Origin of the sequence: Nonomuraea rhodomycinica, assembly GCF_013363995.1 — a bacterium.
GTDB lineage: Bacteria > Actinomycetota > Actinomycetes > Streptosporangiales > Streptosporangiaceae > Nonomuraea > Nonomuraea rhodomycinica.
In genome coordinates this window covers 368,386-382,169 of sequence record NZ_JABWGO010000001.1, presented here as the reverse complement: position 1 = coordinate 382,169, position 13,784 = coordinate 368,386, and the positions used below count along the sequence as shown (strand labels likewise).

Annotated in this window: 12 protein-coding genes; 7 read left to right on the top strand and 5 right to left on the bottom strand. The window is 74.3% G+C overall.

Annotated elements, in window-relative coordinates; genetic code table 11:
* Nucleotides 1–27: 27 nt before the first annotated feature.
* Nucleotides 28–1,473: a glycosyltransferase family 39 protein gene (locus HT134_RS01910; protein ID WP_175598506.1), complete on the bottom strand. Its 1,446-nt coding sequence runs from the start codon at nt 1,471–1,473 to the stop codon at nt 28–30.
* Nucleotides 1,474–1,813: 340 nt separating this feature from the next.
* Here HT134_RS01910 and HT134_RS01905 point away from each other — a divergent pair, with 340 nt between their 5' ends.
* The 3 genes from HT134_RS01905 to thyX all read left to right on the top strand — a co-directional run bounded on the left by HT134_RS01905 (nt 1,814) and on the right by thyX (nt 6,083).
* Nucleotides 1,814–3,952 (top strand): anthranilate synthase component I, encoded by a 2,139-nt coding sequence (locus tag HT134_RS01905; protein ID WP_175598505.1) that lies wholly within the window; start codon nt 1,814–1,816, stop codon nt 3,950–3,952.
* An 82-nt stretch (nt 3,953–4,034) separates the two neighbouring features.
* On the top strand, nt 4,035–5,183 hold the full coding sequence (locus HT134_RS01900; protein ID WP_175598504.1) for an amidohydrolase family protein: 1,149 nt from the start codon (nt 4,035–4,037) through the stop codon (nt 5,181–5,183).
* A 117-nt stretch (nt 5,184–5,300) separates the two neighbouring features.
* Nucleotides 5,301–6,083, top strand: coding sequence for an FAD-dependent thymidylate synthase (gene thyX / locus HT134_RS01895; protein ID WP_175598503.1), 783 nt, complete (start codon nt 5,301–5,303; stop codon nt 6,081–6,083).
* An 18-nt stretch (nt 6,084–6,101) separates the two neighbouring features.
* On the opposite strand, the gene HT134_RS01890 is transcribed toward thyX, so the two are convergent.
* Both HT134_RS01890 and HT134_RS01885 read right to left on the bottom strand, forming a co-directional pair.
* Nucleotides 6,102–6,422: a ubiquitin family protein gene (locus HT134_RS01890; RefSeq protein WP_175598502.1), complete on the bottom strand. Its 321-nt coding sequence runs from the start codon at nt 6,420–6,422 to the stop codon at nt 6,102–6,104.
* Nucleotides 6,423–6,425: 3 nt separating this feature from the next.
* Nucleotides 6,426–7,505: a WD40/YVTN/BNR-like repeat-containing protein gene (locus HT134_RS01885; RefSeq protein ID WP_175598501.1), complete on the bottom strand. Its 1,080-nt coding sequence runs from the start codon at nt 7,503–7,505 to the stop codon at nt 6,426–6,428.
* A gap of 259 nt (nt 7,506–7,764) precedes the next feature.
* Between HT134_RS01885 and HT134_RS01880 the strand changes: the two genes are divergently transcribed.
* Together HT134_RS01880 and HT134_RS01875 are read left to right on the top strand one after the other, a co-directional pair.
* Nucleotides 7,765–9,372: an FAD-dependent oxidoreductase gene (locus tag HT134_RS01880; RefSeq protein ID WP_175598500.1), complete on the top strand. Its 1,608-nt coding sequence runs from the start codon at nt 7,765–7,767 to the stop codon at nt 9,370–9,372.
* Between the two features lie 117 nt (nt 9,373–9,489).
* A complete protein-coding gene (locus HT134_RS01875) occupies nt 9,490–10,719 on the top strand; it encodes a cytochrome P450 (RefSeq protein ID WP_175598499.1) in 1,230 nt (409 codons plus the stop codon).
* Between the two features lie 28 nt (nt 10,720–10,747).
* On the opposite strand, the gene HT134_RS01870 is transcribed toward HT134_RS01875, so the two are convergent.
* Nucleotides 10,748–11,215, bottom strand: coding sequence for a MarR family winged helix-turn-helix transcriptional regulator (locus tag HT134_RS01870; protein WP_175598498.1), 468 nt, complete (start codon nt 11,213–11,215; stop codon nt 10,748–10,750).
* A 55-nt stretch (nt 11,216–11,270) separates the two neighbouring features.
* On the opposite strand from HT134_RS01870, the gene HT134_RS01865 reads away from it, so the two are divergent.
* Nucleotides 11,271–11,678 carry a VOC family protein gene (locus HT134_RS01865; protein ID WP_246363512.1) on the top strand — a complete coding sequence of 136 codons (408 nt, stop codon included), beginning with the start codon at nt 11,271–11,273 and terminating at the stop codon, nt 11,676–11,678.
* 58 nt (nt 11,679–11,736) lie between these two features.
* Nucleotides 11,737–12,549 carry a helix-turn-helix domain-containing protein gene (locus HT134_RS01860; RefSeq protein ID WP_175598497.1) on the top strand — a complete coding sequence of 271 codons (813 nt, stop codon included), beginning with the start codon at nt 11,737–11,739 and terminating at the stop codon, nt 12,547–12,549.
* A gap of 27 nt (nt 12,550–12,576) precedes the next feature.
* On the opposite strand, the gene HT134_RS01855 is transcribed toward HT134_RS01860, so the two are convergent.
* Nucleotides 12,577–13,695 carry a globin domain-containing protein gene (locus tag HT134_RS01855; protein WP_175598496.1) on the bottom strand — a complete coding sequence of 373 codons (1,119 nt, stop codon included), beginning with the start codon at nt 13,693–13,695 and terminating at the stop codon, nt 12,577–12,579.
* Between the last annotated feature and the right edge of the window lie 89 nt (nt 13,696–13,784).

Sequence of the window (13,784 nt, the reverse complement as noted above, 5' to 3'; positions counted from 1 at the left end):
CCGAAGATCAAGACCCACGGCGACGGGCTAGCTGTAGTGCAGGTAGCGCGGCCAGGCGGCGCGCCAGGGCCCCTTCAGCCCCCGGCACAGGAAGATCGGCATCCCCTGCATCTCGTTCTCGACGCCCACCCGGTTGTCCACCACGGCGCGCTGCTCGCACGTGGTGTACTGCCGGTACATGCCGCGCCGGCCGATGTTGACGGCCACCGCGACCGTGCCGGTCTCGGGCGGCGGGCCGTACTGGTGGAGCTGGTTCTGCCCGCTGTAGACGCGCGGGATCCCGGCCCGCGCCAGCGCGCCCTGCTCGCCGTAGCTGCCGGTCAGCACGATCGCCCGGTCCCGCTCCTCGGGCGGCAGCGAGGCGAGGATGCCGCGCACGGCGGCGGCGAACTCCGGCCAGCCGACCGACTCGCGCGCCACCTCGTTGACCGCCGGGACGGGCGTGGCGGCCAGCCGGTCGGCGGGCAGCAGCGGCAGCGCGATCACCGCGCACAGCAGCCCGTTGACCGCCAGCGCCGCCACCGCCAGGCGCACCCGGCCCGCGCCCGCCGCCTCCACGCTCACGCAGCCCGCCGTGAACAGCAGCAGCAGCAACCCGCCGGTGTAGTCGAACCGGCCGCCGCTGGCCACCGTCAGCACGGCCGCCACCGGGAACGCGACCGCGACCGCCCGCACCCGCCGGTCCTTCCACAGCCGCCACCAGCCGAACCCGGCGATCACCGCCACGACCGGCCCGAACAGCCCGAACTGCATCGGCACGAACATCAGCCGCTGCTCGTCGCCCTCGTTGTCGCTCAGCGCCGCCGCCATCGTGAGCTGCGGCCAGTCGTGCGTGGCCTGGTAGATCAGGTTGGGGACGGCCAGCACCAGGGCGAGCGCCGCGCCCGCCCACAGCCACGGGCTCGCCAGCACCCGGCGCGGCCCCGCCAGCAGCAGCCCCGCCGCGAGCCCCAGCACCAGCATCGCGATCAGCAGTTTGTTGTACGTCGCCAGCCCCGCCACCGCGCCGAACGCGAGCCACCAGCGCGGGTCCTCGCGGCGCAGCGCCTTGACCGCGAACAGCCCGGCCGCCGCCCAGAACGGCAGGTCGAAGCTCAGCGTCAGCATCGAGTGCCCGGCCACCAGCGTGTAGGCGCCGGTCGCGACACCCAGCGCGGCCACGGCCTGGGCCACGCGAGCGCCGCCGAACTCCCTGGTGATCAGCGTCGCCAGCACCACCAGCAGCGCCGCCGCCAGCGCCGGGAAGACCTTCAGCGCGAACAGCGTGTCGCCGAACAGCGCGATCGACAGGCGGGCGATCAGCGGCGTGAGCGGGGGCTGGTCGACGTAACCCCAGGCGGGGTACTCCGACAGCACCCTGAAGTACAGCTCGTCGCGGTGGTAGCCGTACCGCTGACCGAGCAGGAGCAGCACCGCGACCAGGCACGCGGCGACGGCGGCGGTCGACCGCCAGGCTAACGGGGGGCGTTCCATGATTGTCAAACTAGCCGCCGGCCACGCCGCGCGGACCCCTACGCCCCCCGCTATTTCACCCGGAGCTCCCGGTGCGCGCCCGCCCGTCACGCCCGGACGGGACGCCGCAGGGGCCCGGAGCCCCCGCCGCGCGCCGCGTTGCATGATCTTGGGTGCGACGGCTACCCTGAAGCCATGCGAAATCGCCTCCAGCTTCAGTGGTGGCGCCGCTTCTAGGCGGCGCGGATTTCGCACATCCATCGACGGACGGCCGCCCCGGAAGGCGGCCTTTCTCGTGTCCGCCCCCGGGATTCGGCGTTGTGGCAGTTCACTTCGACAGTGACTTCGACAAGGGGCAGCAGTGGAGACGAGCGGATATACCAGCGGTTACGTCACGGCCGGCGGCATCGGCGTCGAGCGTGAGACGCGCGAGGTGTCCGAGGAGGCGCTCGAGGAGATCGTGACCGCCCTCGGCGAGCGGCGCGGCGGCGCCTTCTCCTCCGGGATGGACTACCCCGGCCGCTACAGCAGGTGGGCCTTCGGCTACGTCGACCCCTGCGTCGAGCTCGTCGCCAAGGGCCGCACCATCTCCGCCCGGGCCCTCAACGCCCGCGGCCGGGTCGTGCTGCCCGCCGTGACCTCCTGCCTGCTGGCCGCCGGCAAGCCGGTCGAGGAGCCGACCGCCGACCGGGTCGAGGTCCACGTGCCCGAGTCGGAGGACCTCCTGCCGGAGGAGCTGCGCAGCCGCCGGCCCACCGTGTTCAGCGCGATCCGCGAGGTCATCGCCGCGTTCAAGGGCGACGACCCGCACCTCGGCCTGTACGGCGCCTTCGGCTACGACCTGGCCTTCCAGTTCGAGCCCATCCGGCAGGAGCTCACCCGCCCCGCCGACCAGCGCGACCTCGTGCTCCACCTGCCCGACCGGATCGTCGTCATCGACCGCCAGCGCGAGACCTGCGTGGAGCACCGCTACGAGTTCACCGTCGACGGCGCGAGCACCCGCGGCCTGGAGCGCACCGGCGACTCCACGCCCATCACCGCCCCCTCCGCGGTCCCGGCCGACCCGCCGAAGGGCGAGTACGCCAAGGTCGTCGCCGCCGCCAAGGAGAAGTTCAAGCGCGGCGACCTGTTCGAGGTCGTGCCCGGCCAGGTCTTCCACGCCGTCTGCACCGACCCGTCCGCCTTCTACCGCGGCCTGCGCCAGAGCAACCCGGCCCCGTACGAGTTCATCATCAGCCTCGGCGAGGGCGAGCACCTCGTCGGCGCCTCTCCCGAGATGTACGTCCGCGTCAGCGGCGACCGCGTCGAGACCTGCCCCATCTCCGGCACCATCGCCCGCGGCAGCAACCCGGTCGAGGACGCCGAGGCCATCCGCACCCTCCTGTCCAGCGTGAAGGAGGAGTCGGAGCTGACCATGTGCACCGACGTGGACCGCAACGACAAGTCCCGCATCTGCGTGCCCGGCACGGTGCGCGTCATCGGCCGCCGCCAGATCGAGCTCTACTCCCGCCTCATCCACACCGTCGACCACATCGAGGGCCGCCTGCGTCCCGGGTTCGACGCCCTCGACGCCTTCCTCACCCACATGTGGGCCGTGACCGTCACCGGCGCGCCCAAGACGTGGGCCATGCAGTTCATCGAGGACCACGAGGCGACCACCCGCCGGTGGTACGGCGGTGCCATCGGCTTCATCGGCTTCGACGGGTCCATGAACACCGGCCTGACCCTGCGCACCGCCCAGATCAAGGACGGCCTGGCGACCGTCCGGGCCGGGGCGACGCTGCTGTTCGACTCCGACCCCGAGGCCGAGGAGCGCGAGACCGAGCTCAAGGCCAGCGCCCTGCTCGGCGCCCTGGCCGCGGTCAACCAGCCGGACGCCGTGGTCGCCGAGCCGGTCCGCGAGCAGCCCGGGCTGGGCATGAAGGTGCTGCTCGTCGACCACGAGGACTCCTTCGTCAACACGCTGGCCGACTACTTCCGCCAGGAGGGGGCCGACGTGGTGACGCTGCGCCACGGGTTCCCGCCCGCGATGATCGACGAGGTGGCGCCCGACCTGGTGGTGCTCTCGCCCGGCCCCGGCTGGCCGTCCGACTTCGGCATGTCGGCGCTGATCGGCGAGATCTACGCCCGCGAGCTGCCGGTCTTCGGCGTGTGCCTCGGCCTGCAGGCCATGGTGGAGCAGGCCGGCGGGTCGCTGGAACTGCTCGACTACCCCGAGCACGGCAAGCGCGGGCAGGTCACGCGGCTCGGCGACAGCGCGCTGCTGGAGGGGCTGCCCGAGGAGTTCACCGCCGCCCGCTACCACTCGCTGCACGCCAAGCGGCCCGGCGTGGTGGGCTTCGAGGCCACGGCCGTGACGCCCGACGGCAACGTCATGGCCATCGAGGACACCCGCAACCGGCGCTTCGGGGTGCAGTTCCACCCGGAGTCGATCCTCACGGCCGAGGGCGGCGCCGGAGCGAAGATCATCGCCAACGTCCTGCGCCTCACCCGCCGCTGACCCGTCCCGGGCCGGCCGGGGACTCCAGGTCAGGCGGGGAAAGCGGGGGCGGCGGCCTGGCCGCACCCCCTAGAGTCTCCGCATGCTCCCCCTCGGCCTGCCCGACACGGTGCGCGAAGCGCTGCTCGCCCCGCTGGTCGACCACCACTGCGACGCCGTGCGCCGCGACGAGCTGTCCCGGGCCCAGTACGAGCTGCTGATCGGCGGAGGCGTGCCCGCGCCGCCCGGAACCACCCACTTCGACACCCCCGTCGGGGTGGCCGTGCGCCGCTGGTGCGCCCCCGTGCTCGACCTGCCGCCGCACGCGCCGCCCGCCGTCTACCTGGCCCGGCGGGCCGAGCTCGGCGCCGCCGAGGCCAACGGCAGGCTGCTGCGGGCCGCCGGGGTGGCGGCGTTCCTCGTCGACACCGGCACGGAGGACGACGACCTGCTGCCGGCCGCCGAGATGGCCCGCCAGGGCGGCGCCGCCGCCGACGAGATCGTCCGCGTCGAGCAGGTCGAGCACGACGTGGCCGAGATGGCCTGCTCCTCGGCCGACTACCTGGAGGGGCTGGCCGAGGAGCTGGCCGCGCGCGCCGCCGGCGCCGTGGGCCTGAGCACGGTCGCCGGCCACCTGCACGGCCTCGACTTCGACGCCGCCCGCCCCAGCCGCGGGTCCGTCATCGCCGCCGCCGGCCGGCGGCTGGCCGACCCCAAGGAGCCGCTCGCCGACCCCGTCGCGCTGCGCCACCTGCTGTGGACCGCCGTGGACGTGGCCCGCGAGCGCGGCCTGCCCCTGCAGCTCCACGCGGGCGCCGGCCCCGACGCCGGGCACGCGGCGCCGCACCGCACCGACCCCGCGCTGCTGACCGGCTTCCTGCGGGCGCTCCAGCCCGCCGGGGTGCCGGTGATCCTGCTGCACTGCTACCCGTTCCACCGGCAGGCCGCCCACCTGGCCGCCGCCTACCCGCACGTCCACGTGGACGTCGGGCGGGCGCTGACCCGCACCGGCGCCGGCGCGTGGCGGGTCGTGGACGAGCTGCTGGAGCTGGCGCCGTTCCACAAGCAGCTCTTCGGCTCCGGCTGCTCCGGCGTGGCCGAGACCGCCCATCTCGGCGCCGTGGCGTTCCGCCGCGCCCTCGGCCGGGCGCTGATGGAGCGGCTGGAGGCGGGGGAGTGGAGCGCCGCCGACGCCGCCCGCGTCGCGTACATGATCGGCTCGGGCAACGCCCGCCGCGTCTACCGGCTCTGACCTCGGGCTCCCTCCGGCGGGCGAACGCGCGGCAGGCCACCCCCGGAGTTCGCGCAAGGCCGCCCGACCTGGTTTGCTTGGGCCGTCATCTTTCCCACGTCAGAGCGGGGGCTCGCCATGCGCACCGTCGAACCCGAGGTCTTCATCGTCGCCCGTCCGCAGCTCGACTACGACGAGCTGGCCCGGTACCTGGGCGAGATCGGCGGCGAGCGGTGGCTGGAGCGGCTCGACCGGGGTGAGCTGGACGCGCAGAACCTCGCCGAGTTCGCCGGACGGCTCTGCTACCGCTCGTTCGAGCCCGGGCTCAACCCCAACGTCGTCCGCATCCGCGAGAACCAGGACGAGTACCTGCGCAACATCCTGGCCAGCGCCCACGGCTCCGTCCTGGAGCACGTCAGCTTCAGCTTCGTGCTGCACAACGTCAGCCGCGTCCTCACCCACGAACTGGTCCGCCACCGGCCCGGCGTGGCCATCTCCCAGGAGTCGCTGCGCTTCGTCCGCCTCGACGAGCTGCCGTTCTGGTTCCCCGACTGGGCCCGCGAGGACTCCGAGCTGATGGAGCGGGCCACGGCCGTGCTGGAGGAGCTGGAGCGCTTCCAGATCTGGATGGCCGACCACTTCCGGCTGGACGAGGAGGGCAAGCCGTTCTCCGAGAAGAAGCACCGCACCTCGTTCATGCGCCGCTTCGCCCCCGAGGGGCTGGCCACCGGCCTGGTCTGGACGGCCAACGTCCGCACCCTGCGCCACACGATCGAGGCCCGCACCGCGGTCGGCGCCGAGGAGGAGATCCGGCTGCTGTTCCAGCGCATCGGGGAGCTCATGCTGAAGGAGGCCCCGGCCCTGTTCGGCGACTACGTCGTCGAGGACGGCGCGTGGGTCCCCGGCTGGCGCAAGGTCTGACGGCCCGCTCCGGCCGGGTCAGACCAGGCTCGGCAGCACGTACACCTCGGCGCCCGGCGGCAGCGCGCAGTCCAGGCCGCCGAGGCCCAGCGCGTTCTCGCCGGAGACGAACATGCTGATGTGGCGGCGGATCCGCCCGTAGTCGTCGCGCAGCCGCTCCTCCAGCAGCGGGTGCGTACGGCGCAGCATGTCGAGCGCCGACCCCAGCGTGGGCGAGGTGTCGGTGTCCGCCGCGACCGCGAACACCTTCACCTCGCTCCTGCCGCTCACCCAGCGCCGCAGCGAGCCGGGCAGCACGAACACGACCATGGTCACGGGTCTGGCCCGCCGGGCAGCCATGTCCTACAGCACCGCCGCGCGGACCGTCAGGACGTCCGGCAGGTGCCGGGCCACCACGCTCCAGCTCTCGCCGCCGTCGGTGGAGGCGTACACCTCGCCGTCGCGGGTGCCGAAGAACACGCCCGCCTCAGAGGCGGTCATCGCGTCACGCAGCACCGAGGCGTGGACCGGCGGCTCGGGCAGGCCGTGGTCGAAGGGCCGCCACGTGCCGCCGGCGTCGTCGGAGCGGAAGACCCGCAGACGGTGCTCCACGGGGGTCCGGTCGATGTCGGCCTGGAGCGGCAGCACGTACACCGTGTCGGGACGGCGCGGATCGACCACCACGGGGAAGCCGAAGTCGGACGGCAGCGACGCGCCGATCCCCTCCCAGGCGCCGCCGAAGTCGTCGCTGCGGTAGACGCCGAAGTGGTGCTGCAGGAACAGCCGGTCGGGCCGCGACGGGTGCAGCGCCACCTTGTGCACGCACTGGCCGAACTCCGGATACTGCTGCCCCTCGGGCAGGAACGGCGCCCGGATGCCCTGGTTGGCCGCCTCCCACGACACGCCGCCGTCGGAGGTGCGGTAGAACCCGGCCGCCGACACGGCCACGCCCATCACCCGCGGGTCGTTCGGGTGGGCGACGATCGTGTGCAGGCACAGCCCGCCGCCGCCCGGCTGCCAGCGCGGCCGGTGCGGATGCTCCCACAGGCCCTCCACCAGCTCGTAGGTGACGCCGCCGTCCTCCGAGCGGAACAGCGCGGCCGGCTCCGCCCCGGCCCACACCACGCCGGGCTCCGACGGCGACGGCAGGAGCTGCCACACGCGGGTCAGCGTCGCGCCGGTCTTGTCCGGGAACGCGATCGGCGGGCGGGACGCCTCCTGCCAGGTCTCGCCGAGGTCGTCGGAGTACATCACCGACGGGCCGAAGTGGCCGTACTCGATGCCGGCCAGCAGCCGCGGGGAGGGGCCGCGCGTGTCGATGGCCACCGACGGGACCCCGACCGTGGAGAAGCGGATCGGCTGCACCTCGAACGGGCCGCCGCCGGCCGAGCGGGCGAGGAAAAGCCCCTTGCGGGTGCCGATCGCCAGCATCGCGTCAGTCATCGCAGACTCCCATCGCTCCCGTGCCTCTCCGGGCCATCGTGCCACGCCGCCGCCGGGGCCGCCGGAGAGTGGGGGATTCGCGGCCGGACCGTGCTCACGGCGTGACAGCACGGCGGCCGGACGCCGGGTGAGCTGCGGCTTTGCGCAACCTGGCAGCGGGCGCGCGCTACGCGGCGACGCGCGCGGGGTAGGTCCCTGGCCGGTGAGGCGTGCCCGGCGGGGGAGTCCCGGGCCACCTGACGACAGGGGGGAGTGTCCCGTGAGGGTGGTCATCGATCTCACGCGCTGCCAGGGGTACGGCCAGTGCGCCTACCTCGCGCCGGAGGTCTTCACGATGCACGGCGACGAGGCCGTCGCCTACGACCCCGAGCCCGACGAGGCGCAGCGCGAGCACGTCCTGCGCGCCGCCGCGGCCTGCCCGGTGCAGGCCCTGCACGTCGACCGCAACACGATGCGGCACTGGACGGCGCCGGTCAGGCGGCTCGGCGACGGCTCCGGCGGGGCCGTCCGCGACGGGCACATCGTCATCGTCGGCGGCTCGCTGGCCGGCGGCCGGGCGGCCGGGGTGCTGCGCCGCGAGGGCTTCACCGGCCGGCTGACCGTGATCGGCGAGGAGACGCACGAGCCGTACGACCGGCCGCCGCTGTCCAAGCAGATCCTCACCCGCCGCGTGCCGGCCGCGCACGCCCGGCTGCCCCGCCTGCGCGAGGTCGAGGCCGAGTGGATCCCCGGCAACCCGGCCACGGGCCTGGACCTGTCCACCAAGACCGTACGCCTGGCCGACGGCCGCGAGGTGGCCTTCGACCGGGTGCTGATCGCCACGGGCACCCGCGCCCGCCCCTGGCCGCACGAGGCCGAGGCGGCCCTGGAGGGCGTCCACGTCCTGCGCACGCTGGAGGACGCCACCGGCCTGCGCGAGGCGCTGGCCGCCGGCCCGGAGCGGGTGCTCGTCATCGGCGGCGGGTTCACCGGGTCGGAGGTCGCCTCGGCCTGCCGGGAGCTGGGCCTGCCGGTGACGCTCGTCGAGCGCGGGCCCGCCCCGCTCGTCGGCGCGCTGGGCGGCGTCATCGGCCGGATCGCCGGTGACATCCAGCGCGACCACGGCGTGGACCTGCGCTGCGGCGTGACCGTCAGCTCCCTGGAGGGCGACGGCGCCGGGCGGCTGCGCCGGGCCCGCCTGTCCGACGGGAGCACGGTCGAGGCCCAGGTGGCGGTGGTGGCGCTCGGCGCCGTGCGCAACGTGGAGTGGCTGCGCGGCTCCGGGCTGGCCGCCGGCCCCTGGGGGGTGGCCTGCGACGCCGGGTGCCGCGCCGTGGACGTCAACGGCCTGGTCACCGACGACGTGTTCGTGGCCGGCGACATCGCCCGCTTCCCGCACCCGGTCTTCCACTACCAGTTCATGGCGCTGGAGCACTGGGGCAACGCCGTGGCCCAGGCCGAGGTGGCCGCCCACAACATGGTCAGCGACCAGGCCCACCGCTGGCCGCACCTGTCGCTGCCGGTGTTCTGGTCCAGCCAGTTCGGGGTCAACATCAAGTCGGTGGGCGTGCCCACGCTCGCCGACCAGCTCGTCGTCACGCAGGGCTCGGTGTCCGCGCGCCGCTTCGTCGCCGTGTACGGCTACAAGGGCCGGATCACCGCCGCGGTCACCTTCGACCAGGCGATCTGGCTGGAGTTCTACCAGCGGCTCATCGAGCGGGCCGCGCCGTTCCCGCCGGACTTCCGGCACGTGGACATGCGGCGGGACACGGGGCCCGGGCCGGCGGAGGTGCCCGAGCGCGCCCTCGCCGGCGAGGGCGCGACCGTCGTGGTGACCGGCCACGACCCGGCCGAGCGCAGCGCCTCGCTCCTGTACGGCGAGCTGTGACCGTGTCCGCGCCCGCCGCACCGGGGCCCCGTACCGCCCTGTCCCGTGCGTCCGCGCCTCCCGCACCCGGGCCCCGCACGCCCACGCCCGCACGCCACAGGCCCAGGAGGGACCGCCATGGCATCCGATGACGTCTTCCGGCAGATCCTCGACCCCGCCGCCCGCGCCGACCCGTACCCGCTGTACGCCGAGCTGCGCGAGACGCCGGTCTTCCGGCGCGAGGACGGCACCTGGGTCGTCAGCACGTACCGGGAGATCGTGGAGCTGCTGCACGACCCGCGGATCAGCTCCGACCGCCGCAACCTCGCCCACCGGCCCGAGGGGGACGTGGCCGACGGGATGGGCGGGGTCTCGTTCATCGCCACCGACCCGCCCGAGCACGACCGGCTGCGGCGGCTGGCGGTGCGCCACTTCGGGCCGCCGCACAGCGCCGGACGCGTCGAGGCGCTGCGCCCGGAGATGCTGGCGGTCACCACCGAGCTCATCGACGGCCTGACCGGGCACACCCGCGCGGACCTCGTGGACGAGGTCGCCTACCCGCTGCCCGTCACGGTGATCTGCCGGCTGCTCGGCGTGCCCCGGGAGGACGAGCCGCGCTTCCACGCCTGGGCCGACGCGGTCGTCGAGTCCCTCGGCCCCGGCGAGGAGGACCGGGCCGAGCGCGAGCAGGCGCGGGCCGAGGCGGTCTCCAAGCTCCAGACGTACCTGGCCGACCTGGCCGCGGCGCGCAGGGACGCGCCGGGCGACGACCTGCTGTCGGGCCTGGTCACCTACGAGGGGCCGGAGGGCAGGATGTCCCCGGTCGAGGTGATCGCCACGTCCGCGCTGCTGCTCATCGCCGGCCACGAGACCACGGTCAACCTCATCACCAACGGCATGCTCACGCTGCTGCGCCACCCCGAGCTGATCAAGCGGCTGCGCGCCGAGCCGGACCTGATCGTCACCACGGTGGAGGAACTGCTGCGGTACGAGCCGCCGGTCCACTTCCTGTCGTCGCGGGTGGCGCTGGCCGACATCCCGATCGCGGGGACGACGATCCCGGCGGGCGCGCCGGTCGTCCTCGTCCTCGCCTCGGGCAGCCGGGACCCGGCGCACGTGAGCCATCCCGACACCTTCGACCCGGACCGCCGCTACAGCGAGCACCTGGGCTTCGGCGGCGGGATCCACTACTGCTTCGGCGCGGCGCTGGCACGGCTGGAGGGGCAGATCGCCCTGCAGCAGCTGGTGAACCGGCTGGTCAACCCGCGGCTGGTGGAGGACCCGCCGCCCTACCGGCCCAGCGCCACGCTGCGCGGCCCCCGGCACCTGCTGGTCGACTTCGACGCGGTGAGCCCGGCGGGCCCGTGAGACATCGGCCCCGCCAGGCCGGGAGGGGTCAGGTGAGGCCGGGACGGTCGCGCCGGGCCGTGGGCGGCTCGGCGCGGAAGATCCGGCCGGCCAGGTCGTGCAACGTGGCGCGCTCGGCGGCCGTCAGCGGGGCCAGCGTCTGCTCCTCCACGGCCGCGACCACGGCCCGGCCCCGGCCGAGCGCCGCCCGGCCGGCGTCGCTGAGCGAGGCGCGGTAGCGCCGCCGGTCGCCCGGGTCGCGCTCGCGCGTGGCCAGTCCGTCCTCGACCAGGCCGTCCATCAGCCGCGCCATGTCGCTCGGGTCGAGCCCGAGCCGGGCGCCGAGCTCGCGCTGCGCCGCGGGCCCGTGGTCGGCGAGCGCCGCCAGCGCCGCGAACCGCCACAGGCTGAGCCCGGCCTCCTCGGCCAGCCGCGCGGCCAGGGCGCGCCGGGCGGCGACCGCGACCTTGTGCAGCACGAACGTCGTGATCCCGAGCAGGGTCGGCGGCGGCTCCATGGCTCCCTAGTGTAGGGTTTCACCAATCATTGGTGAGCACCAACTATTCAGGAGCATGATGGACGCCCTCTACCCCCGCCTGCTCGTCCGCGACTTCCCCGCCGCGGTGGCCTTCTACCAGGCCGTCATGCGCGACCTGCACGGCGTGGAGCCGGTCAAGGTCATCCCCGAGGCCGGCTACGCCAACTGGGACGTCGAGGGGCAGGCCGGGCTCGTCCTGTTCGGCCGCGCCGCCGTCAGCGCGGCCGTCGGCACCGCCGGCCTCCCGGAGAGCGCGGCGGCCCAGGACGCGGCCATGCTGGTCATGCGCGTGGACGACGTCGAGGCCGCCGCCGCGTGCCTGACCGGTCACGGGGCCCGGCTCGTCGCGCCGCCCCAGGACCGCCCCGCCTGGGGGCCCACCCTGCGCACCGCCCATCTGCGCGACCCCGAGGGCACCCTCATCGAGCTCCAGTCGTACTAGCCGCCCTTACCTCCCACGTCATCGCGGTCCTTCCCTGCGGTGCCGTAGCGTTTGCGCCATGGGAGCACTTGCCGTAGAGCATGAGGAGACCTTCGGAGACCTGCTGCGAGCCTGGCGCCAGCGACGCCGGGTGAGCCAGCTCGACCTGGCCATCGAGGCCGACGTGTCGGCGCGGCACGTCAGTTTCCTGGAGACCGGCCGGGCCCGGCCGAGCCGCGAGATGGTGATGAGGCTCGCGGAGGAGCTGGAGGTGCCGCTGCGGCACCGCAACCGGCTGCTGGTCGCGGCCGGCTTCGCGCCGGTGTTCCCCGAGCGGGAGGTGCGGGCGCCCGAGATGGCCGCGGTGCGCCGGGCCCTCGACCGGATCCTCGCCGGGCACGAGCCGTACCCGGCGCTGGTCGTGGACGCCGGCTGGAACCTGGTCGCGGCCAACTCCGCCGCCGGCATGTTCATGGAGGGGGTGCCCGCCGAGCTGCTCCAGGAGCCGGTCAACGTGATGCGCCTGTCGCTGCACCCCGACGCCATGGGCGGGCGGCTGGTCAACCTCGCCGAGGTCCGCGCGTACCTGCTGAACCAGCTCCGCCGCCAGGCCGAGGCGTCCGGGCACGGCGCGCTGGCCGAGCTGCACGACGAGCTGGCCTCCTACACCTACCCCGGCGTGGAGCTCAACGTCGCGCACGTGCCCGGCCCGGCCGACATCCTGCTGCCGCTGCGCATCCGCCACGGCGACACGATCCTGTCCATGTTCACCACGATCGCCACCTTCGGCACGCCCATGGACGTCACGGTGTCCGAGCTGGCCATCGAGACGTTCTGGCCGGGCGACGAGGAGACCGCGGCGGCCTTCGGCCGGCCCGCCGCCACGGCCTGAGCCCGGCCGCGGCCCCGTGCGCGGCGGTCAGCGCTCGTCGTGGGTGACGTCCCGGTGGATGCGGGCCGGCGGCACCCCGTCCTCCTGCAGCCGGCGGACCGTCTCGCCGACCATGGCCGCCGGCCCGCACACGTACACCTCGTGCTCGGCCCACGAGTGGAAGCGCTGCGTCACCTCCGGCAGCCGGCCGCGCATCCCGTCGTAGGCCGGGTCACCGGACACCACGGGCACCACGCGCAGCCACGGGAACGCCGACTCCATCCTGAGCAGGTCCGGCAGGTCGTACAGCTCGGCCGCGGTCCGCGCGCCGTACAGCAGGTGGATGCCGGGGCGGCGGCCGGAGGCGATGATCTGCTCGATGATCGCCTTCAGCGGGGCCAGCCCCGTGCCGCCCGCCACGCACAGCACGTCCCGGGAGCCGGGCTCGGGCGGCGCCATCGTGCCCATCGGCGGGCCCAGCATGATGGCGTCGCCGATGCGGGTGTCGCGGGCGAGCGTGGTCGAGACCCATCCGCCGGGCACGGAGCGGACGTGCAGGCGCAGCGTGTTGTCGGGACGCGGCGCGTTGGCGATGGAGAACGGCCGCCACACGCGCGGCCAGCGCGCGGTCTGCACGCTGACGTACTGCCCGGCCGTGAACGGCAGGCGCTGGGTGGGCCGCACCGTGACCACCGCGATGTCGGGCGTGCGGCGCTCGTGGTCGACCACCTCCGCCACCCACCAGGCGGGCGACACCCCGGCCTCCTCCTGGGCCGCCCGCATCATCAGCTCGGCCGCGGCGTTGTAGGCGGCCACCCAGGCCGCCTCGATCTCGTCGGTCCAGACGTCGGCGGCGAAACGGCGGACGGTGGCCAGCAGCGCCCGCCCGATCGCGCCGTAGTGCTCGGGGAGCACGCCGTACTTGCGGTGGTCGCGCCCGAGCTGGCCCAGGAAGGAGGCCATGCTGTCCGGGCTGTCGAGACTCCACACGATGCGGGTCAGCGCGCTGAAGAGCCGGTCGCGCTGCACGTCCATGCCCGGCGGGAACATGCAGCGCAGGTGCGGGTTCTCGGCGAACAGCCGGCCGTAGAAGTAGGCGGCCGCCTTGCCGGCCACCGGTTCGATGACGGAGAAGCTCTCTTTTACCAGGCGCGGATTCAACGACATTGCCACATCAACCCCACCCCATGGACCGGAATCGCATTCCGGTCGTGTCGATCCACCTCCTGACGGCTCCGGGTGACGAGCGTCCGGCG